General features: G+C 66.0%; 23 protein-coding genes and 1 tRNA gene. 19 read left to right on the forward strand and 5 right to left on the reverse strand.

All coding sequences use genetic code 11. From position 1 onward, the window contains the following. Positions 1–11 precede the first annotated feature (11 nt). On the reverse strand, positions 12–863 hold the full coding sequence (locus tag DSX2_RS06410) for a glycosyltransferase family 2 protein (RefSeq protein ID WP_035041076.1): 852 nt from the start codon (positions 861–863) through the stop codon (positions 12–14). 119 nt (positions 864–982) lie between these two features. On the opposite strand from DSX2_RS06410, the gene DSX2_RS06415 reads away from it, so the two are divergent. Continuing rightward, positions 983–1,768, forward strand: a complete 786-nt coding sequence (locus DSX2_RS06415; protein ID WP_020880353.1) for a Glycosyl transferase, family 13 — start codon at positions 983–985, stop codon at positions 1,766–1,768. Between the two features lie 132 nt (positions 1,769–1,900). Beyond that, complete coding sequence (locus DSX2_RS06420; RefSeq protein WP_020880354.1) at positions 1,901–2,863, forward strand: chemotaxis protein; 963 nt, start codon at positions 1,901–1,903, stop codon at positions 2,861–2,863. Between the two features lie 72 nt (positions 2,864–2,935). On the opposite strand, the gene DSX2_RS06425 is transcribed toward DSX2_RS06420, so the two are convergent. Next, complete coding sequence (locus tag DSX2_RS06425) at positions 2,936–3,619, reverse strand: peroxiredoxin (RefSeq protein ID WP_020880355.1); 684 nt, start codon at positions 3,617–3,619, stop codon at positions 2,936–2,938. A 513-nt stretch (positions 3,620–4,132) separates the two neighbouring features. On the opposite strand from DSX2_RS06425, the gene DSX2_RS06430 reads away from it, so the two are divergent. The 10 genes from DSX2_RS06430 to DSX2_RS18000 all read left to right on the forward strand — a co-directional run bounded on the left by DSX2_RS06430 (position 4,133) and on the right by DSX2_RS18000 (position 10,237). After that, positions 4,133–5,326 carry a PhoH family protein gene (locus tag DSX2_RS06430; protein WP_020880356.1) on the forward strand — a complete coding sequence of 398 codons (1,194 nt, stop codon included), beginning with the start codon at positions 4,133–4,135 and terminating at the stop codon, positions 5,324–5,326. A 100-nt stretch (positions 5,327–5,426) separates the two neighbouring features. Further along, on the forward strand, positions 5,427–5,609 hold the full coding sequence (locus DSX2_RS06435) for a hypothetical protein (protein ID WP_152512863.1): 183 nt from the start codon (positions 5,427–5,429) through the stop codon (positions 5,607–5,609). A 263-nt stretch (positions 5,610–5,872) separates the two neighbouring features. Beyond that, a tRNA-Thr gene (locus DSX2_RS06440) sits at positions 5,873–5,948 on the forward strand. Positions 5,949–6,593: 645 nt separating this feature from the next. Further along, the gene (locus tag DSX2_RS06445; protein ID WP_020880358.1) at positions 6,594–7,169 is read left to right on the forward strand and encodes a hypothetical protein; all 576 of its coding nucleotides are present in this window, start codon (positions 6,594–6,596) and stop codon (positions 7,167–7,169) included. A gap of 443 nt (positions 7,170–7,612) precedes the next feature. Beyond that, positions 7,613–8,587, forward strand: a complete 975-nt coding sequence (locus DSX2_RS17505; RefSeq protein WP_020880360.1) for a Bro-N domain-containing protein — start codon at positions 7,613–7,615, stop codon at positions 8,585–8,587. Further along, complete coding sequence (locus DSX2_RS06460; protein ID WP_020880361.1) at positions 8,584–8,862, forward strand: hypothetical protein; 279 nt, start codon at positions 8,584–8,586, stop codon at positions 8,860–8,862. Before DSX2_RS17505 ends, DSX2_RS06460 begins: the two co-directional genes overlap by 4 nt. Beyond that, positions 8,852–9,028, forward strand: a complete 177-nt coding sequence (locus DSX2_RS18565) for a hypothetical protein (RefSeq protein WP_020880362.1) — start codon at positions 8,852–8,854, stop codon at positions 9,026–9,028. Before DSX2_RS06460 ends, DSX2_RS18565 begins: the two co-directional genes overlap by 11 nt. A gap of 128 nt (positions 9,029–9,156) precedes the next feature. Continuing rightward, positions 9,157–9,345: a type II toxin-antitoxin system HicA family toxin gene (locus DSX2_RS06465; RefSeq protein WP_020880363.1), complete on the forward strand. Its 189-nt coding sequence runs from the start codon at positions 9,157–9,159 to the stop codon at positions 9,343–9,345. A gap of 49 nt (positions 9,346–9,394) precedes the next feature. Continuing rightward, complete coding sequence (locus DSX2_RS06470; protein ID WP_020880364.1) at positions 9,395–9,862, forward strand: type II toxin-antitoxin system HicB family antitoxin; 468 nt, start codon at positions 9,395–9,397, stop codon at positions 9,860–9,862. Positions 9,863–9,937: 75 nt separating this feature from the next. After that, entirely contained in the window at positions 9,938–10,237 is a 300-nt protein-coding gene (locus tag DSX2_RS18000) for a type II toxin-antitoxin system HicB family antitoxin (protein WP_084486506.1), read from the forward strand. A gap of 83 nt (positions 10,238–10,320) precedes the next feature. On the opposite strand, the gene DSX2_RS06475 is transcribed toward DSX2_RS18000, so the two are convergent. From DSX2_RS06475 to DSX2_RS06485, 3 genes are all read right to left on the reverse strand, one after another. After that, positions 10,321–10,563, reverse strand: a complete 243-nt coding sequence (locus DSX2_RS06475; RefSeq protein ID WP_020880365.1) for an ogr/Delta-like zinc finger family protein — start codon at positions 10,561–10,563, stop codon at positions 10,321–10,323. A gap of 63 nt (positions 10,564–10,626) precedes the next feature. Next, the gene (locus tag DSX2_RS06480; protein WP_020880366.1) at positions 10,627–11,610 is read right to left on the reverse strand and encodes a phage portal protein; all 984 of its coding nucleotides are present in this window, start codon (positions 11,608–11,610) and stop codon (positions 10,627–10,629) included. Between the two features lie 14 nt (positions 11,611–11,624). Continuing rightward, positions 11,625–13,448 carry a terminase family protein gene (locus DSX2_RS06485; protein WP_052014707.1) on the reverse strand — a complete coding sequence of 608 codons (1,824 nt, stop codon included), beginning with the start codon at positions 13,446–13,448 and terminating at the stop codon, positions 11,625–11,627. Between the two features lie 104 nt (positions 13,449–13,552). Between DSX2_RS06485 and DSX2_RS06490 the strand changes: the two genes are divergently transcribed. The 7 genes from DSX2_RS06490 (at position 13,553) to DSX2_RS06520 (ending at position 19,066) form a co-directional block, all read left to right on the forward strand. After that, positions 13,553–14,422 (forward strand): GPO family capsid scaffolding protein, encoded by an 870-nt coding sequence (locus DSX2_RS06490; RefSeq protein ID WP_020880368.1) that lies wholly within the window; start codon positions 13,553–13,555, stop codon positions 14,420–14,422. Between the two features lie 12 nt (positions 14,423–14,434). Then, positions 14,435–15,460, forward strand: a complete 1,026-nt coding sequence (locus DSX2_RS06495; RefSeq protein WP_020880369.1) for a phage major capsid protein, P2 family — start codon at positions 14,435–14,437, stop codon at positions 15,458–15,460. A 3-nt stretch (positions 15,461–15,463) separates the two neighbouring features. Continuing rightward, on the forward strand, positions 15,464–16,231 hold the full coding sequence (gpM, locus tag DSX2_RS06500; protein WP_020880370.1) for a phage terminase small subunit: 768 nt from the start codon (positions 15,464–15,466) through the stop codon (positions 16,229–16,231). A gap of 94 nt (positions 16,232–16,325) precedes the next feature. Then, positions 16,326–16,781 (forward strand): head completion/stabilization protein, encoded by a 456-nt coding sequence (locus DSX2_RS06505; protein WP_020880371.1) that lies wholly within the window; start codon positions 16,326–16,328, stop codon positions 16,779–16,781. Further along, complete coding sequence (locus DSX2_RS06510) at positions 16,781–17,257, forward strand: phage tail protein (RefSeq protein WP_020880372.1); 477 nt, start codon at positions 16,781–16,783, stop codon at positions 17,255–17,257. Before DSX2_RS06505 ends, DSX2_RS06510 begins: the two co-directional genes overlap by 1 nt. Further along, positions 17,250–17,945: a phage virion morphogenesis protein gene (locus DSX2_RS06515; protein ID WP_020880373.1), complete on the forward strand. Its 696-nt coding sequence runs from the start codon at positions 17,250–17,252 to the stop codon at positions 17,943–17,945. The genes DSX2_RS06510 and DSX2_RS06515 overlap by 8 nt, the downstream gene beginning before the upstream one ends. An 11-nt stretch (positions 17,946–17,956) precedes the next feature. Then, positions 17,957–19,066, forward strand: coding sequence for a DUF2586 domain-containing protein (locus tag DSX2_RS06520; protein WP_020880374.1), 1,110 nt, complete (start codon positions 17,957–17,959; stop codon positions 19,064–19,066). Position 19,067 lies beyond the last annotated feature (1 nt).

Below are 19,067 nucleotides of genomic sequence, written 5' to 3' on the forward strand. Positions count from 1 at the left end.
GAAAAGGGTGGTCATCCGCCTTTGCGCCCCCTGCGCGAGATTTCGGCCGCGGCCCTGCCCGCCAGCTCCCGCATGCGCGCCACGTCCGAGGCGCGCGGGACGAGGCCCCGGCCGAAGGGCAGGGCCCAGGGCTCGCCGCGCAGCAGCGCGTCCGCCCACTGTCCGACCTCGGGCGCGAAGAAGCGCTTGTTGTTGCGCACCAGATGCGCCTTGGCCGGGCCGTCGCGCGCCTGAGCCAGGCGGGAGAAGTTGGCCCCGTGCCAGATGTGGCGGTAGAGCACGCGGGGCACGCGGGCGAAGCGGCAGCCCACAAGCGCCATGCGCGTCCACAGGTCCCAGTCCTCGTACTCCGTGTTCTCGCGATAGCCGCGCGCGGCGCGAAAGCTCTCGAGCCGGAACATGGCCGTGGGCGCGAGGACGTTCTGGGTGCGCAGGAGGTCCGGATCGAAGTCCGGCAGCCGCACCGCGCGCTCCTCGCCGTCCGCGCCCACCTCGGCGTAGTCCGCGTAGGCCACGTCCGCGCCCGCTTCCAGGGCCGCGAGCAGGGAGGCGAGGAAATCCGGCATGGGCTCGTCGTCCGGGTCCAGGCAGACCGCGAAGGGCGCCCCGGCCCTGGCCGCGCCCTCGTTCCTGGTGCGGCCGGGCCGCCCGCCGTGGGGGAGCTCCACCACCTCCCAGGAGGCCGCGCCGAGTCCGGGCAGGAGGGCGCGCGCCGCATCCGCCGAGCCGTCCGTGCTGCCGTCGTCCGCGAACACGATCCGGACCTGCGAAAGGGGCAGGGTCTGCGCCGCGAGCGCCGCGAAGAGCCGGGGCAGGAAGCGTCCGTAGTCGTGGTTCGGCACGACGACGCAAAGCCGCGGCAAAGCGGCGTCGTGCGGGCTCCCATCTGCCGTTATATGTTCAGCGCCGAGCATGAAGTTCCCTTTACAGTACCTTGGGCCTGGGGCACAATCCGCACACCATGCGGACCCGGACGATCACCATGACCCTCTTCAACCGGCCGCACTATCTGCGGAAGGTGCTCGGGGCGCTCTCGCGCTGTTCCGGGATCGAGCGCTACACGCTCATCGCCTGCGTGGAGCCGGGCGACGACGAGGTCCTGGCCCTGGCCCGCTCCATCGACTTCACGCGCGAGACGCGCGTGCACGTGAACGAGCACGTCCTCTCCTGCCCGGTCAACGTCTACCAGGCCCTCTCCTTCGCCTTCCTGCAGACGGATTTCAACATCCACCTCGAGGACGACATCCTCCTCGCCCGCGACGCCCTGCTCTACTTCGAGCACTGCGGCCGCGCCTACGCGGACGATCCCGCCGTCTTCAGCGTGACCGCCTACAACAACCAGCGGCCGCCCGAGGCCGAATACGGACGCACCGCGCGCCGGGCCTGGTTCACGCCCTGGGCCTGGGCCACCTGGCGCGACCGTTTCGAGGAGATGAAGCCCCTGTGGGACTTCGACTACTCGCACGGCAACTGGGACAACAACCTGAACACGCGGGTGCGCGGCGAACGGGTGGAGGTCTTCCCCATCCTGGCGCGCGCGCAGAACATCGGCGTGGAGGGGGTGCACATCCCCTCGGCCGAGTGGGGCCGGACCTTCCACTACAACGAATTCTGGGCCGGCCGCGTGCCCTCCCCGGGCCCGGCCGACTGGCGGGAGAATCCTGACTGGGCCTGGACGCCGCACCAGGCGGACCCCGAGCAGCTGAGGAAGCTGCCCAGGGAATGGCTTCGGGCCGCGGGCATTCCGCTGCCCGAAGAGCGCGACTGAGAGCGGGGCTCCGGCCCCGGGACACCGGCCGACGGCGTCACACGTTCGCCACCGGCCGCGACGTATAGAGCGCCCGGCGCAACATTGCGCCTTCGTTCGGAATTTCGGCTGCATCAAGTGAGGAGGGGGGAAATGGCGAACACGAACATCCTGCTCGAGGCCGGTACCAACGAACTCGAGATCGTCGAGTTCTACATCGACGAACTCGGGGCGAACGGCGAGACGTACCGCGGCTACTACGGCGTGAACGTGGCCAAGGTGCTGGAGATCATCCGCCTGCCGCAGATAACGAGCCTGCCGGGCGCGCTGCACCCGTCCGTGCGCGGCACCTTCAATCTGCGCAACAAGGTCATCTCCCTGGTCCACCTGCCCATGTGGCTCGGCAAGTCCACCGCGCCCTCGCCCGAGGACAAGGTCATCGTCACCGAGTTCAACAACGTGGTCAACGCCTTCCAGGTCTCGGGCGTGACCCGCATCCACCGCCTCTCCTGGGGCGACATCGAGCCGCCCTCGGTGCACGTGCAGCGCTTCTCAGAGGAGTCCGTGACCGGCGTGGTCCGGCTGGACACGCGCGTGGTCTTCCTCCTGGACATGGAGAAGATCGTGGGCGAGCTGAACCCGAACCTGGGGCTCCGGCCCCTGGACAGCGTCTGCGCGCCCGGGGAGGAGTTCTGCTACCGCGCCCTGATCGCGGACGACTCCACGACGATCCGCCGCATGATCGGCTCCTCGCTGGAGCAGGCGGGCTTTCAGGTCACGCGCACGATCAACGGCGAGATGGCCTGGAACAAGCTCCAGGAATGGAAGGGCGCGGCCGAGAGCGCGGGCAGGCCCATGTCCGAGCACGTGCACGTGATCATCTCGGACATCGAGATGCCCGGCATGGACGGCCACTCCCTGACCCGGCGCATCAAGTCGGACCCGAGCCTCAAGGAGATCCCCGTGATCCTCTTCTCCTCGCTGATCACGGACAAGCTGCGCCACAAGGGCGATGCCGTGGGCGCGGACGACCAGATCTCCAAGCCCGAGATGTCGAGCGTGGCCGTGCGCGCCAAGGCGCTGGCCGACAGGTACCTCGGCCGGACAGAGGCCTAGCTTCCGCACGAAGAAGGGGCGACGCGGCCGCGTCGCCCCCCTCACCGGATCGTTCGCGCCCGTTCGGGGCCGCTACTCGTAGAGGGCCTCGTAGACCTTGCCCACCAGCTTCTCGGAAGGCGTCAGGGTCTTCTTGCCCGGCTCCCACTTGGCCGGGCAGGCCTCGGTCGGGTTCTCCCGCAGGTGGACGTTGGCCTGCATCTTGCGCAGCAGCTCGTCCGCGTTGCGGCCCACGTTGTAGAAGTTGACCTCGGAAGAGACCAGAACGCCGTCCGGGTTGACCACGAAGGTGCCGCGAAGCGCCGTGCCCGCCTCGCAATCGTAGACGCCGAAGTAGCGGGAGACCTTGCCCGTGGGGTCGGCGGCCATCTTGTACTTCACGTTCGCCAGCAGGCGCTCGTCCGTGCGCCAGGCCATGTGGGTGAACTTGGTGTCCGTGGAGACCGAGATGACCTCGCAGTCCATTGCGGCGAGCTGCGGGTGCTTCTCGGCAAGGTCCGCGAGCTCGGTGGGGCAGACGAAGGTGAAGTCTGCCGGGTAGAAGACCAGGACCACCCACTTGCCCGCCTTGCGGAGCTTCTTCAGTTCGACCTCGGAGAAGCCGCCTTCAGTGGGATCGTAGACGTCCATGGTGAAGTTCTCGATCTTCTTGCCGACCTTGGCATGCTCCTCGCAAGTGCAGCAGCAATGATGATCATGGCCGTGGTGGCCGTGCGAGTGGTGGTCATGCGTATGGCATTTCTGTTCATCAGACATGATGTGTCCTCCTGTACCAATGGCGGTATTTCGGCCGAGGGCCGCATACTCCAGCGTAATATGCGGACACGGCAGTGTCGTCAAGGGCCGGCGGTACACTTCAACGGGGAGGAGGAAGGGGTGCTGCGCGCCCGTTTCCGCATGAATGGTTGCGGTTCGTCGACACTGCGTGTAACCAGCATGTCACGCACCGGCCGTAGTATCCGCCCACAGGCCCCTTGCGGCCGGATGCCGCGTTCACGAGGAAAAACGGCAGTTGCTCGATCGACAGCACGCCTCGTTCCGCCCGCCGGGCGGCACTCAGATCCGGGTGCAGCAACGCCCGCCCGGACCCGATCCCCGCTCCGCGGAAAAGGGACACGCCTCCCTTCGCCTCCGACCGCTTCCCTTCACCCCCACCACTGCGGCGGCCCCGACGCCGAACGACCCGCAGGCCGGGCACCCACCTGACCGTGAGTCCCGACCCGCGCGCCTCGCCTCGCGCGCCGTGCCGCCACCGGAACCGGAGCCCAGATGCAGCCCATGAAAAAGCAGTTCGTCGTCGACACCAACGTCTTGCTGGAAGACCCCAAGGCCCTCTTGCAACTGCGCAACGGCGCCGAGAACGACGTCTTCATCCCCTACCACGTCCTGCTCGAGCTCAATAAGTTCAAGAAGGACCCGCGGCTCGGCCACATCGTGGCCAGGGTCGTGAAGGTCCTGGGCGAGCATCCGGAGGCCTTCAAGATCCTGAAGGCGGAAAAGATTGCCGACGCCTTCGACAGCCACGTGGACAACTTCATCCTCGACGAGATCTCCATCTCGGGCATCGACAAGCCCATCCTCGTGACCAACGACAAGATCCTCCAGCTCCAGGCCGCGAGCAAGGGGATCGAGAGCGAGGCGTACCGGGAGTCCGTGCCGTTCAAGTCCGAGGCCGAGTACTACACCGGCTTCCTGGACAACGGCTCGGGTCCCATCGCGAACTCCTTCCGCTGGGCGGAAGGACGTCCGGTCTTCCACGGTCCTGAAGGCGAGAAGGTCATCAACTACCAGCACAAGGTCTGGAACGTGACCCCGCGCGGGGTCTACCAGAACCTGGCCCTGGAACTGCTGACGCACGAGGGCATTCCAGTGGTCTCCATCCAGAGCGAGGCCGGGTACGGCAAGAGCTTCCTTGCCCTGGCCGCGGCCATGCACCTCGTCCTGGAGAAGAAGTCGCATCAGAAAATCTACGTGGTCAAGCCCATGTACGAGATCGGCCAGAAGCTCGGCTACCTGCCGGGCAAGGTCGAGGAGAAGATGGAGCCCTATACCCGCTACATCTCCGACCTGGTCATGAAACTGCACGCTCTCAGGCCCGCAAACCGGCTGTTCACTAACCCCGACGTCTACCCTCCCCAGTTCGACCTCAAGAAATTCGAGCTCTTACCTCTTGCATACATACGTGGAATGACCATAGAAAACGCCGTGGTCATCGTGGACGAGATGCAGAACCTCTCCCGCAACGAGACGCGGGCCCTGCTCTCGCGCATGGGCGAGAATGTGAAATGCGTCTGCCTGGGCGACACGAGGCAGATCGACAACCCCTACCTGTCGCAAGAAAACAACGGCTTGAACTGGGTGGTGAAGAAGTTCAAGGGCGCGGAGATTTACGCCCACCTCGTGCTCAAGGGCGAGAAGTCCCGCGGCCCGATCACCGACCTGGTCATCAAGAGCGGACTATAGAAAGATGACGAAACCCGAACGCTTCATATCCTCTTCCCTTTCCGTCCCGGACGGAAAATGGCTGCACGACCCCGTGCCGCGATTCGTTCCCGGAGACTCCGTGGGAGTGAGGGCCTCTTTTGTCGAGGAGGCCGACCGCCTGGTGGCGGACGGCGTGTTCGACAACGTGGGCCGCAAGCACTTCTACAACGTCTGCCGGGAACATCCCGAACGCTGCCTGAAATCCCGCGTGCGCATGACCCTCAAGCGCCGCGAGCACTTCAGGCGCTACATGGGGTTCTAGCCTGCAGCCCTCGCTCCCTCGACGGCGCGTTCGGACCGGGCTCCCGGTCCGAACGCGCCGGGGCGGGGCGCGGCGCGCCCGGCCTGCAGTCCGCCCTGAACGATGAACGGTGTTCAGAACCGTTTCGCAAAAAACTCCCCAGACTCGACTCCATCCCCGGCCCCGGCCGTTTCCCCGGCGTGTCCGGCGCGCGGGCCCGGCGCAGGCCTCATTTCTTCTTGACGGCCGCCGACCCCGCTATTATCTAGTTTGTCCGCCTCAAGGCCAGCTTAGCTCAGTTGGTAGAGCAGCTGATTCGTAATCAGCAGGCCTGGGGTTCAAGTCCCCAAGCTGGCTCCAGAGAAATCAAGGCCCAGTGCGACGTTGCTGCCGTTCTGGGCCTTTTTCTATCCTCCCAAAATATACCAGAATCACCCACGAAAGGGGTGCAGTTTGCACCCCCTTTGCACCCCCCGTTATGGGCCATGTCGTCTAAGATCCCCGAGGCAAATGGCATCCTGCCACTACTCGTCAGGATGACACCATACGTGCGCGCTACACGCGCGCATGCGCCTGCGCGTGGCCGGAAGAATTTCGGCAGGGTAGGGGGGTCCGGAAAGAGGTAACAAAGGTAACAAGCCTCGGCAAAATTCCCAGGAAGCTATACGCCACAAGGCTTCCCGAGCTTTTTTGTAAAGGTAACATTTGAGTAACAAGAAGTAACAATGTTACCTCCATCCGTTACCTTCGGGCCTGTTTTTCGATAATGCGCAACTGCCCTGAATAATTGAATGTTACTTTTTCCGTTACCTTTTGTTACCCCGATGTTACCTTTGCCTGCCAGCCAGCAAAGCCGCATGGTTCCTTGCTTCCCTGGTAAATCCCCGGCCCCTGTTACCTTTGTTACCTCATTCCGGACCCCCCTACCCCGTCCGGCTCCCTCTCCCTTGCCAATATCGACTTGCTAGGGCAGACAACCCTAATCACCTTTCTAGGAGGGCTTTCGTGCGGACCTTTCTGCTCCTTTTACTTCTTGGGGTCACCATCCTCGTTTGGGCCAAGATCATCATCACCGCGCCTAGGGCATGGCGGAGGCGGAAGGAAGGAGGGTTTTGGGCTGCATGGAAGGCCGTGGCCTTGGAAGATCGCGAGCGCTACAGGCAAAGCCAGCTCGCCAAGAAGGCCGAGAAAGCGAAACCCCATCTGGACCTGACTCCGGCCACGGACTATGATCCGAAGACGGGCGAGGTCTATGGTGATGGCGGACATGCGTCCAAGAGCAGGGCCATTGAACGGTGGGAGGCCAGCCTCGTGCAGATATGGTCCGGGAGCGAGGATGTCGAGTTCACCTATGAATCGAGAAGCGGCAAGGTTCGCAGAAAGGTCACGGTGCAGACGGTTCTTCGCAATGAGACATTCTCCACATATCTGCGCGGCTTCTGCCACGTGCGCAACGAGGAGCGCACGTTTTCTACAGACTCCATCTGCACGAAAATACTTGTCAAAGGGAAGCGATACGATGTCGAGGACTTCCTCTCGGGGATGCTGGGGATATCGGATGATGATCTTGGGTGGACCTAGGAACACCACCTTGACACACATTTCGTACTAGGGCAGATTGCCCTACAGGAGCTCGTAACTCCTAGATCGCAGGACGGCCCCACGCCCGTCAGACTTCGTGGGATTTCTTGCTTTCCGGCCTCGGAAAGCCCATTCGGCGCATCTTTGTGCCGGGTGTGGGACGAATACAATACCCTTCGGGGGAATACTCCCGCCGCTCCTGCGCGGTTACGAGCACCCGGTCTTGCTGATCGTACAGCTACGGCCCATCGTTAATCGCAGGAGGTCCACATGTCTTCTCGCCTCACCCTCGTCATCCGGGTCGATTTCAAGACCCGCCGCGTGCTCGCCGTGTTCGGCGGACGCCGGTCCAGGCTGGCCCCGGCCGCGCCGCGCGCGCCCCTCCCCGCCCACCTATTGCGCCTCACGACGGGAGCGGCTACGGCCTCCCAAGGTGGCGCGCAATGACAAGCAGCCTGACCCCCTTTGCCTTCGACGATTCCCTGGTCCGGGTGCGCACGGACGACGCGGGCAACCCGTGGTTCGTGGCCAAGGACGTGTGCAACGTCCTTGATCTCGGCAACCCTTCGCAGGCTGTCAGCGACCTGGAAGACGACGAGAAAAATACCATCAGCATTGCTGATGGAAATCGCGGTAATCCCAACATGCTCATCATCTCCGAGTCCGGCCTCTACTCCCTGGTCTTCCGTTCCCGGAAGCCGGAGGCGCGGCGCTTCCGGAAGTGGGTGACGGCGGAAGTCCTTCCCGAGCTGCGCAAGACGGGCAGCTATCAGGCCGGTTCCGGCCCGGCCTCGGCCAGCCTGGAGGATCTGCACGAGCTGGTGGCCACATGGGCCATGCTCGCGGAGCTGCCGCGCCAGGCGCTGCTCACGCAGATTTATGCGCAGTTCGGCCTCACGCGGGAGGAGCCGCCAGCAGGGGCCGTCCTGGACGCTGCGCGCTACGTGCTCGCCAGGAACGCGGACCTGCTGCGCAAGGGGCGCTCTGTCGGCCTCAAGGCCGTGCGGCAGTACGAGGCCTTCACCAAGGGAGAGGAGGAGGAACCGGCCCTGGTCACGGCCTTCTGGCAGCAATTCGACCTGTTGAACGCCGAGGGAGGGCCGGAGGGGCAGAAGCCCGGCTGGCTCAACCACTCCCGCTCCCCCGCGCTCATGGCCGTGAACCTGCCGCAGTTCCTGCGCGCCTCGCAGGCGCGCGGGCTCTACGTCTTCGACGCGCCCGAGCTGCGGCGCCTGCTGCGCGCCAGCACCCCGCGCAAGCTGGTGGAGAGCAACAAGGCCATGTACAGCGCGCACACGGGCAAGGCCCTCAAGTGCTGGGTCTTCTACCTCGCGCCTGGACCCTGCCCCCTGATGAACCTATCATCCGATACCGACGACGCGCGTCCTGAATCGCAAACGGAGGAGGCGGACGTATGAGCCCAGAACACACGGACCCCACGTACAAGGACGCCGTCGCCGTCGTCTCCGGCCTCGAGCGCCTCTCAGACGACCTCGTCGAGCTGATTGCCGAGATAGGCACGGCGGAGCGCAATCTGTACCAGGATCTCGCGGAGATTCAGGCGCGGGGCTGTGCTCCTGCCGCGCGAATCGAGGAGCTGGACAATCTCCGGCGCCAGCTCTCCTGGCTGGCGGGCGACGTGGAGCGCATGCGGGCCGCGCTCACACGGGAGGGAACACATCATGGAAGCTGATCCTATCGTGAGGCTCTACCTGGATGCAGAGGCCTTGGAGGCCGTGGCGAAGCTCCTGCCGGAAGAGCATGAGGGAATAGGCCTCGTGCTCGGCCTGCTCGGGGCAGACATCCGCAAATGCGGCGAAGCCATGGAGGCGCGGGAAACCGCCAAGGCCCGCCTCTAGCCCTGCCGCTCCCCCGGCTGCGATAGGGGCAGCCGGGGGAGTTTCTATTTCTACACAAAAAATACACATGCAACTTGACGCCTACACATTTAATGTGTAGTTGTTTTCTCACGGCGAACGGAGGAAATGTGGATAGCAAGACGGTCATACGGAAGCTCGAAGAGGACGGTTGGTTCCACTGCGGCACGCGCGGCGACCACTGGTACTTCAAGCACCCGACGAAGCCCGGCAAGGTCACTGTTCAGCACCCGGTCAAAGACCTCTGGATCAAGAACGTCAAGAGCATCGAGAAGCAGTCCGGGGTGAAGCTGCGCTAGGCGGCTTCCCCCCCCGGACGCGCGAAAAGAATAGAAAAGAGAGGGCGACATGCACTACATCGCAGCATTCCACCCGGCGGAAGAGAAGGCGGGAGCCTTCACCGTGACCTTCCCCGACCTGCCCGGCTGCATCACCCAGGGAGACACCTTCACCGAGGCCTTCGCCATGGCGCAGGAGGCCCTGGAAGGGTTCCTCGACGTCATGCGCGAGGACAACGACATCATCCCCGAGCCCTCCGGGTTCGAGGAGGCCATGGCCAAGGCCAGGGCCGAGGCGGAAGAGGACGGGGAGCCGCTCGCTCCCGGGACCATCTTCCAGGCCGTGCCCGTGCCGCCGCTCGACGTGCCGCCTGTGCGCTTCAACGTCTCCATGGCGCCGCACGTCCTGTACCGGATAGACCGCTTCGCCAAGGCGGAGGGCCTGACCAGATCCGGCTTCCTCGCCAACGCGGCCCGCCACTACATCAAGGATCTGGCCTCGGAAGACGCCAAGGACTGCCCGCCTGCGGCCCACTGATCCGGCGCGCTGGCGCAGCACAAGCAGATAGAGTGGTGGGGAAGTGGTAAGCCAACTCAACGCGGGAGAAAGAGTATGGAACTTCTCAGCTATGGCGCAGCCTTTGTCCCTGTAGGCGACCATCGGGAAAGTCCTGAAAAGGGAACGTACAGGGTCATCTTTCCCGATCTCGAAAAGTGCGGCAGCGTGCTTGCCAAGAGCCTCGGGGAGGCCGAGCAAAAGGCGCAAAAGGCGCTTTCAGCGTGTCTTGCTGAAATGCGCGCCAAAGGTGAACACATCCCTAAACCACGCACCATGGACGAGATCGTCGCGCAAGAGGAACGCCAGTATCCTCGTGGTACGATATTCCGATCAATAGACGAAAAAGCGAAGTAATCTCAAAGGGATTAGAGCGCAAGGAAAAGGCCCCCGGACAGATCAACCTGTCCGGGGGCCTTCTTCGTTCCCTCGCCGCCGGTCTACCCGGCCAGCACCTGCCGGGCCTGCGTGGGGGTGGAGCAGGACCGGAGCGCTTGGCGCACGGTATCGGGCAGGTCCAGCGCCGAGGGCGAAAGGGTGTGGCTGAACTCGACGTTCACTACGAAGGTGTGGCCGCATTCCGGGTTCGTGCAGGCGCAGTAGAGCTTGCGGAACTGCGGCGTCAGCTCGCGCGTGGTGGTGATGATTGCCTTGCTCTTGCACCGGTCACAGATGATCCGCATGGTGTCCTCCCTCCTGAAAAAACACAATCGGGGTTCCCGCACCTGGCGTCAACCAGGGTGCGGTCAGTTTCCAGCCTGCGCGGCGTCCTCCTGGGCGAAGCCGACCCGGAACCCGGGCGGCAGGTGGTCGTTCACCTCGAGCAGGATCTCGCGCACGGGCTGGACCTCGTTCTTGGCGTAGATCGCGTCCGTCTTGGTGATGTCGCCGAATCCGGCCGTGTTGGTGGGGATGATGCTGGCCATGGCCGGGGGGATGCGGTGGGCCGCGATGATGTCGTCGCGGCTGATGTTCTTGATCTTCTCCAGGTCGTCCTTCGTCGAGAAGTCGCCCACGGGCAGGATCTGCACGTCCTTCTCCCGGCCGTTCGGGATGTGCAGGTACATGTTCCGGAAGTTGCCGATGCCCTTGGCCCCCTGGATGGCGGTCCTGATGCGGTCGCTGTCTTCCTGCGCAAGGCCCGCGGCAGAGGCGTAGAAGATGTAGCCCATGTGCGCGCCGTTCAGGTAGTAGCGCCGCCTGAACAGCGTAGCGTCCTCGTTCAGCAGCATGGACTGGACCGCGCCCAGGTAGGCTGGCAGGCCGTAGACCTCCTGGGACACGTCGTAGTTCTTCAGGTGGACCACCTCGCCGGGCTCGAAGGGCACGACCTGGCCGGTGCTCGAAAGCAGGCAGTAGCGGTCGGCCTCGGACATGCGGCGCATGTTGATGGCCGGAAGGTGCCGCAGGCCGATGACCTCGCCGTAGAAGTTGTGCACCTTCTGGAAGTAGGCGTTGGCGAACACGGCGTAGTCCGTGACCGCCGCGTGCATGGCGCGGCGAGTGAGCGCGGGCGAGGTCTGAAAGCCGCGCATGACCATGTTGACTTTGAACTCCAGGATCGGGCCGTGGTAGGCGTTGGCGCGCAGCAGGCGCGCCAGGCCGCGCAGGGGCACCGGCGTCTGGTAGTAGCGCCCGTTGTCCAGCAGCCAGACGCCGAGATTGTCCATGATCTGCCCGGCCAGGACCGGCTCAGGGTCGCCGAACGTGAAGGCATGAATCGTGCTCATTTCCCCTCCGGGTTCTATCCGCCTATGGCCACCGTGCAGCCGCTCGTCCCGGTCATGCGGGCGAGCGGCTCGGCGGCCAGGGCGTGCATGATGCTCCAGGCCTCGTCCGCATGGCCTGTCTCGGCCGTGCGGTTCGCGGCGTAGGTGACCTGTCCGTTGCCCGTTACCACTCTGCGCACGCACATGAAGGCGTGGGCTATCCCCGTCTCGGCCGCGTCCCACTCCAGACGGCCCTGTTCCATGACCTCCAGCGCCTTGAGGACAAGAGCCGCCTTGGTCTGCACCGAGTAGACGATGGGCATGGCCAGCGGGCAGAAAGTCTTGACCTGCTCGTAGACGCCTATGCCCGGCCCGGTGGTGTCGATCCCGAGGTGCGCGAAGCGGTACTTGGCGCACAGCTCGCGGATGCGCTCAGTCTGCCAGAGGTAGGACTTGCCCACCCACTTGTGGCGTTCGATCACGCGAACCTTACCGCCGGACTTGAGCGGCGGCAGGGCCACAGTGAAGCTCGCGTCGTCGCGCGTGCGGCTCGGGTCGTAGCCGCCCCAGACCGGCCGGTTGCCCACGGGGTGGGCGTCGCCCGGTCGGACGTCGTCCCAGTCCGCGGGATCGGCCATGCAGCCTTCGAGCAGGGGCAGGGAGAAGACGGCCATGGTGTCGTCGATGAACTCGCAGCCGAAGAGCTGGCGGAACTCCTCGGGCGTGTACTCGAGCCGGAGCTGCTTCGCGTCGAAGAGGTCGCAGCCGCCCTTCTCCGCGTCGGCCAGGGTCACGATCTGCCGCCACCAGGTGTCCGGACAGAGGACGCCCTGGCGGTGCGCCGCCGCGTCCGGCCATGGCTTGGGCCGGGCGAAGCGCTTCTGGTAGTCGGCCCCGGACCAGAGAGCGTAGGCCTCGTGCGTCACGGCCGATGGCGTGGAGAAGAGCGTGCGCCGCCATTTCTTGTGCGCGGCCATGCCCGTGGCCACCTTGAACAGCTCCCGAAAGCGCATGATCCAGAAGGCCTCGTCGATGTAGACGTGGCCGTGGTAGGACTGCGCGCTCTTCGAGTTGTTGGACAGGAAATGCAGCTCGGCCGGGCCGTTCGCCGTGTGCAGCACGAGCGGGTCGCCCGTGAGCGTGATGTCGAAGGCCTCGCCCACGAGCTGCACGATGTAGTTCCGGAAAACCCGGGACTGCGCGCGCGTGGCGGAGAGGAAGATCTGGTTGTCGCCAGCGAGGCAGGCGTCCTCGAAAGACTCCTGGGAGAAGTACCACGTGGCGCCGATCTGCCTGCTTTTCAAGATGAAGCGATTGCGCTGCGCCTTGGCCACGCGCCAGCCGCGCTGGAAGTCGAAGAAGCGGGTGTGGAACTTCTCCTGGAACATGGCCGGGGTGATGCGGGAGACGTCGTTCTTGATCTTCTTGGCGCGCTGCTTGCGCGGCCCGTCGCCGCTTTGCTCTCCCCTCGACCGCGCCTCGCCGTCCGGATGCGCCCCGGCCTCTCCCCCGGACGGCTCCTTGCGCGCCAGGGTCAGCTCCCGCGCCCGCAGGGCCTGCATGCGCTCCAGGGAGCCGACCAGGAGGTCCAGCTCCTTCAGGTCCTGCGCCGTCTTCGGCTCGCGCTCGACCAGCAGGGCCAGGCGGCGCGCCACGGCATCCTCGGCCGACTCGTGGGTCAGCATGGCGTCCCACTCGCCGGACGCGGCCCAATGGTAGACCGTGCGCCGGGGCACGTTCAGGGCGTCGGAGATCTCGGCCACGGTGTAGCGCCGCAGGTACAGGCCCCGGGCCGCCGTCCTGATCTCCTCCGGGTACTGGCGCGCGCGCGCCGAGCCCTGGTTCTCGCAGCTCTCCATGCCGCCGCCATAGCACGGCCCAGCCTGCCCCTCCCGCTCTGCGAATCCGATATCCATTGAATCGGACAGCGCTTTCTTGCGCGCGGCTTGCCGGATGTGCCTACATGCCGTCCATGAACAAGCCCGCCCTCGTCACCGATTTCGTGAAGATCGGCCAGTCCGGCAAGGCCATCGACGGCCGGGACATCGCCCCGCAGTGGCTGCGCGACGCGGCCGAAACCTACAAGCAGGACACGTACACCGCCCTGATCTGGCCGGAGCACATCCGCATCCAGAACTACGGGAAGGTGGTTGAGCTGCGGTCTGACGAGAAGGACGGGGTCGTCTCCCTGTATGCGCGTCTGGCCCCCAACGCCTCCTACATGCTGAACAACAGGTTCGGGCAGCAGCTCTTCACCAGCATGGAGGTGGCCCCCAATTTCGCCGGGACCGGCAAGGCCTACCTCGTGGGCCTGGGCGTCACGGACTCGCCTGCCAGCCTCGGCACGGACGAGATCAAGTTTTCCACCCGCAAGAACGCCTCCGACAGCGTCTTCCTGCCCGGCGTCGAATTCTCCTTCCCCTCTCCGGAGGAGGACGGCGAGGCCCCGAGCTGGTTCACGCGCTTCATGGAGCGCTTCACAACCACCAAAGAGGACACGGAGACCATGGACCAGAAACAGTTCGATGCACTGACGGCCCAGGTCGATACCCTGGCCGCCTCCGTCAAGGAGATCGCGGGCAAGGTCGAATCCCTGGCCGCCAAGCCCGCCTCCGACGAGGCCGGAACCGAGGCCACACCCGGCGCCGGGAGCGAAGCGAAGACCGAACCCGGCACCGCGGCCGACGGCGAGAAGTTCGCGGCCATCGAGGCCGGTCTGTCCAAGCTGGGCACCCAGCTCGACGAGATCTCCAAGCGCTTCGAGGCCGCCCGCCCGGGCACGACCGCCCCCGCCAGCTCCGGCCCGTCCGGCGAGCAGGACCCCCTCTACTAGGAGCGCAGACACATGAGACTCGACACCCGCAAACTCTTCGCGGCCCTGCTCGGCCGCCTGGCCTCCACCTACGGCGTGGCCTCGGTGGAGCAGCAGTTCTCCATCGACCCGACCGTCGCCCAGCGCCTTACGGACAAGATCGTCGAGCAGGCCACCTTCCTGCCCAAGATCAACGTCATTCAGGTGGACGAGCTGAAGGGCCAGAACATCCTGGGCTACGCCAACGCGCCCGTCACCGGCCGCACCGACACCACCCAGGCCGGAAAGGAGCGCACCCCGCGCAACGTCGTGGGGCTCGGCAGCTACGGCTACGAGCTGCTCCAGACCAACGCCGACGTGGCCATGCCCTATCGCCTCATGGACGCCTGGGCGAAGTTCGCTGACTTCATGGAGCGCTACGCCCGCTACGTGCAGCAGCGCATGGGCAGCGACATGGAGCTGATCGGCTGGTACGGCACCTCGGCCTCCGCCGACACCGACCCCGCCACCTACCCGCTCCTGCAGGACGTGAACAAGGGCTGGCTGCAGTACCTGCGCGACAACCTGTCCGGGAACGTCCTGTCCGAGGGCGCGACCCCCGGCGAGATCCGCATCGGCGCGACCGGCGACTGGGCCAACCTGGACGTGGCCGTGCTCGACCTGCAGCAGGGCATCCCGCAGTACATGCGCCAGGGCCTGGTCGCCCTCATCGGAAGCGACCTGATCGCCAAGGAAAAGTCCGCCCTGTACGCCGCCATCGGCGACAAGCCCACGGAGAAGGCCCTCGTGGCCGCGGGCATGACCACCTTCGGCGGCCTGCCCTGGGAGACGCCCAGCAACTTCCCCGCTCGCGGCATCGTCGTCACCTCCTACGACAACCTCTCCATCTACCAGCAGTCCGGCTCCTGGCGCCGCCAGGTCGTGGACAACCCGAAGAAGGACCAGGTCGAGGACTACAACTGCCGCAACGAGGGCTACGTGGTCGAGACTCCGGAGAAGATGGTCGCCCTCGAGTTCGCCAACGTCCGCCTGCCCGACGGCGCGGGCGGCTGGGAGTAAGCCATGAGCTTGATGCGCAAACACCAGCAGAAGGTGGCCGCCGCTGCCGCCGCGCCCGCCGGGCAGGCCATCGCCCCGGGGGCGCGGGTGCTCGGCACCATGCCCCAGGGCCTCATGGGCGGCAGCAAGCTCGCGGCCATGGTCACGGCCTCGCTTCGCGAGGACCTGGACCAGTTGCACGGCCTGGCCTCTGTGGAACGCAAGGCCGACCTCAAGCGCGACGTGCTCCTGCCCAAGTACCGCGACTACGTCGCCCGCCTCATGGCGGACGGCAAGCCGCACGAGCTGCTCGGCTGGTACCTCGTCTGGTGCTTCGACGCCGGGCGGATCGAGGAGGCCCTGCAGGTCGCCTCGTGGTGCATGGCGCACGGCCAGGGCCTGCCCGAGAAGTTCAAGTCCTCGCTGCCGCTCTTCGTGGCCAGCCAGACGCTGGCCTGGGCCGAGGGCGAATACAACGCCGCGCGGACCTTCTCGCCCTACCTGGGCCAGATCCTCGCGGACATGGAGGGCGACGACGCCTCCGCCTGGGACGTTCCCGACCAGGTCAAGGCCGGGTTCTACCGCCTGATCGGCCTCCAGGCCGAGAAGGACGGCGACCTCCAGGCCGCGTCCGGCGCCCTGGAACGAGCCATGGACCTCGGGGCCAAGGTCAAGACGGCCCTGGAGGGCGTGCGCAAGCGCCTGTCCCGTACCGACACCACCACGCCCGCACCCGCCGCGTCGGCTCCGGAGGATTCCGGGGCCGACAAGGCGGACGAGGCGAACGGATAGAACCTCCTCGTACCGGCCGGGGCTGCCCGGGCCGAGGCACCGCGCGGGGCGCGGATGACCGAAGGCCACGGGCAGCCCCCAATCCGGGGGACGCATGAGCTTCAACGCCCTGCCAGACACGGCCTCCACGGCCACCATCACCGGAGACGGCTGGTATCCCGACCTTGCCGTCGCTGAATTTCAGAGCGTCTACCGCCTGCCAGCGGAGTTCGCGGAAGCCCTCGTCATCGACCACCTGACCCTGGCCATGATGTGGGCTGCAAGGCAGCTCGCGTCCTGGCGCGCGGAGCGCGAGGCCGAGGGCATGGCCGCGCTGGCCGACATCCCCTATGCCGGACTCTCCGGCGGTGCGGTCCTGGTCTGGAAGCGCGCCGTGTACTGCCATGCCAAGGCCCTGCTGCTCGGCCAGTTCGCCACCATGGACCGCCGCGAGGCGGCCAGGAACGAGGCCAAGGAAGCGCCCGAGACGGCGGACAGGTATCTGGCCTGGGCGCACGACGCCATCGCCGACCTGCTCGGCAACGGGCGCATCGCCGTGGAGCTGGTCTGATGCGCAAGATAGCCGCCCTTGTCGCCCACCTGGAGGCTGCCACCGGGATCAAGCGCGAGCAGATCCACGCCTACGCGGACAAGGGCAACCTTTCCCCCTCCGGCCGTCACCTCGGGTTCGGGGGGCCTGACGGCACCATCGAACAGATCGAAATCGGCGTCTGGAAGTACGACGCCGTTATCCAGATCGAGCGCTACGCCGGGGACGGCCCGGCGCTCCTGGCCATTATCCTCGGCTGGCTCGAGGACAACGACGCCGACCGGGAGGGCCTGCTCGACCCGGAAGTCGACGTCGAGCTCAACGACAACCTGACCTGCGACTTCGAGCTGGCCTGCGAGTTCGAGGAGTTCATTTCGGTCGTGGCCGACGAGGCCGGACCCGGCCCCATCGCCTTCAACGGCAAACGCTGGCGCGTCGCCGAGCCTGACATCACGGCGGCCGATTCCCTGGCGGGCATGGAGGGGCACCGTGGCTGACGCGCCGATGCTCACCGACTGGTGGGATTCCTCCCGCTCCGCCCGCCTGGACGAGCAGCTCGCAGCCCTCGGCGGCGAGATCCGCGACCGCATGAAGTACGCCCGCAGACTCGCGGGCTACGTGCGCACCCAAGCGCGCCGCAACATCCGCCGCCAGGAGACGGTGGATGGAGGCCCCTTCTCCCCGCGCAAGCAGGCGCGGGCCGACCGCGCCATGCTGGCAGGATTGGCGAAGGGCATGGAAGTCGTCTCCCGCTCCGAGGCTGGCGGCGCCCTCGTGACCTGGAAGTCGGGGTTCACCGCGAAGATCGCCTTCCGCCACCAGCGTGGCGTGGGCGAGGACTGGACCCCGGAGAAGGCGGAGAAGGTCTACGGCCGCCCCAACTACGACAAGCCGTGCACCCGCAGGCAGGCCCAGGCCCTCGTCCGAGAGGGCTACCGCCTCATGGTGCCCATGAAGGGCGGCGGCAGACGCCCCAAGCGCGTCACCGTCACCTGGCTGGAGAAGCATTTCACCCTCGGCCATGCCGGTATCGTCCTGCGACTCATGCGCACCCAGAAGGCGCAGGGAAAGCAGTCCTGGCGCGACACCGTTCCGGCCAGAACCTTCCTCGGCGTCACCTCGGCAGAGGCCGACAAGATGTGCGAGCGCCTCGCTAAAACCGTGCTGGGCAGCGTGCCCAGGTAGGAGAGACCCACATGCTCGGAAAGGTACAGATCAACAATTTGAACCTCGTCCAGGGGGCTCTGCCCGCGGTCGAGGGCTACTTCCTGTTCATCGGGCGCGGGGCCGGGGTGAACGAGGGCGCGCTCGTGACCATGAACAGCGAGACGGACCTGGACGGCGTCCTCGGCGCCGACGACTCGGACCTGAAAGCCAACATCTCGGCCGCGCGCCTCAACGCCGGGCAGAACTGGAACGGCTGCGTCATCCCCCTGGCCGAGGGAGCCGCCTGGGCCGATGCCGTGGACTTCGCCATGGAGCGCACCTCGGTGGAAGCCGTCGTCATCGTGGACCCCGTGACCGCGGTCGAGGAGATCGAGGACATGCAGGCCAAGGCCGAAAGCATCATGGCCCGCTACATGCGCCCGCTGTTCTTCATCGCCCGGAGCCGCGCACCGCTGCCCACGGAGACCTGGGAGCAGTTCCTGGACGCCGTGCGGCCCCTGACCCTGAACGTGGCCGCCGACCAGGTCAGCCCCGTGGCCACGGTGTGGGGGCCGGAGATCGGCACCTACGCCGGACGCCTGGCCAACAGCTCCGTGACCGTGGCCGATTCGCCCATGCGCGTGGCCACCGGCGCCCTGGTGGGCGAGTGGACCACGCGCCCGGTCGATTCCTCCGGCCGCGTCCTGGACATGTCCGTGCTCGACGCCCTGGACAAGGCCCGCTTCTCCGTGCCGCAGTGGTACCCGGACTACCCCGGTATGTACTGGGGCGACGGCAACGTGCTCGACGTGCCCGGCGGCGACTTCGAGGTCATCGAGAACCTGCGCACCGTGCAGAAGGTCATGCGCCGCATCTACCCCCTGGCCGTGGCCAGGGTGGCCGACCGCCGCATCAACAACACCCCGGCCAGCACGGCCGCCGCGCAGACCTACTTCATGCGGCCCCTGCGCGAGATGTCCAAGAGCCGCAAGATCCTCGGCGAGATCTTCCCCGGCGAGGTGGAGCCGCCCAAGGACGGCGACATCGTCATCTCCTGGCCCACCAAATACCAGGTGGAGATCTACATCGCGGTCAGGCCCTACAACTGCCCCAAGACCATTACCTGCAACATTCTCCTCGATCTTACGAACTACGGGTAGG

The sequence above is a fragment of the Desulfovibrio sp. X2 genome (genome assembly GCF_000422205.1).
In the GTDB taxonomy this organism is placed as follows: domain Bacteria; phylum Desulfobacterota; class Desulfovibrionia; order Desulfovibrionales; family Desulfovibrionaceae; genus Alkalidesulfovibrio.

Excerpts from the sequence above, each read along its gene's own strand:
- DSX2_RS06420 (WP_020880354.1), top strand. The coding sequence starts at position 1,901 with ATGGCGAACACGAACATCCTGCTCGAGGCCGGTACCAACGAACTCGAG.
- DSX2_RS06510 (WP_020880372.1), top strand. The coding sequence starts at position 16,781 with ATGCGCAAGATAGCCGCCCTTGTCGCCCACCTGGAGGCTGCCACCGGG.
- DSX2_RS06475 (WP_020880365.1), bottom strand. The coding sequence starts at position 10,563 with ATGCGGATCATCTGTGACCGGTGCAAGAGCAAGGCAATCATCACCACC.
- DSX2_RS06490 (WP_020880368.1), top strand. The coding sequence starts at position 13,553 with ATGCCGTCCATGAACAAGCCCGCCCTCGTCACCGATTTCGTGAAGATC.
- DSX2_RS17505 (WP_020880360.1), top strand. The coding sequence starts at position 7,613 with ATGACAAGCAGCCTGACCCCCTTTGCCTTCGACGATTCCCTGGTCCGG.
- gpM (WP_020880370.1), top strand. The coding sequence starts at position 15,464 with ATGAGCTTGATGCGCAAACACCAGCAGAAGGTGGCCGCCGCTGCCGCC.
- DSX2_RS06480 (WP_020880366.1), bottom strand. The coding sequence starts at position 11,610 with ATGAGCACGATTCATGCCTTCACGTTCGGCGACCCTGAGCCGGTCCTG.
- DSX2_RS06495 (WP_020880369.1), top strand. The coding sequence starts at position 14,435 with ATGAGACTCGACACCCGCAAACTCTTCGCGGCCCTGCTCGGCCGCCTG.
- DSX2_RS06460 (WP_020880361.1), top strand. The coding sequence starts at position 8,584 with ATGAGCCCAGAACACACGGACCCCACGTACAAGGACGCCGTCGCCGTC.
- DSX2_RS18565 (WP_020880362.1), top strand. The coding sequence starts at position 8,852 with ATGGAAGCTGATCCTATCGTGAGGCTCTACCTGGATGCAGAGGCCTTG.
- DSX2_RS06430 (WP_020880356.1), top strand. The coding sequence starts at position 4,133 with ATGCAGCCCATGAAAAAGCAGTTCGTCGTCGACACCAACGTCTTGCTG.
- DSX2_RS06485 (WP_052014707.1), bottom strand. The coding sequence starts at position 13,448 with ATGGAGAGCTGCGAGAACCAGGGCTCGGCGCGCGCGCGCCAGTACCCG.
- DSX2_RS18000 (WP_084486506.1), top strand. The coding sequence starts at position 9,938 with ATGGAACTTCTCAGCTATGGCGCAGCCTTTGTCCCTGTAGGCGACCAT.
- DSX2_RS06520 (WP_020880374.1), top strand. The coding sequence starts at position 17,957 with ATGCTCGGAAAGGTACAGATCAACAATTTGAACCTCGTCCAGGGGGCT.
- DSX2_RS06415 (WP_020880353.1), top strand. The coding sequence starts at position 983 with ATGACCCTCTTCAACCGGCCGCACTATCTGCGGAAGGTGCTCGGGGCG.
- DSX2_RS06470 (WP_020880364.1), top strand. The coding sequence starts at position 9,395 with ATGCACTACATCGCAGCATTCCACCCGGCGGAAGAGAAGGCGGGAGCC.
- DSX2_RS06505 (WP_020880371.1), top strand. The coding sequence starts at position 16,326 with ATGAGCTTCAACGCCCTGCCAGACACGGCCTCCACGGCCACCATCACC.
- DSX2_RS06425 (WP_020880355.1), bottom strand. The coding sequence starts at position 3,619 with ATGTCTGATGAACAGAAATGCCATACGCATGACCACCACTCGCACGGC.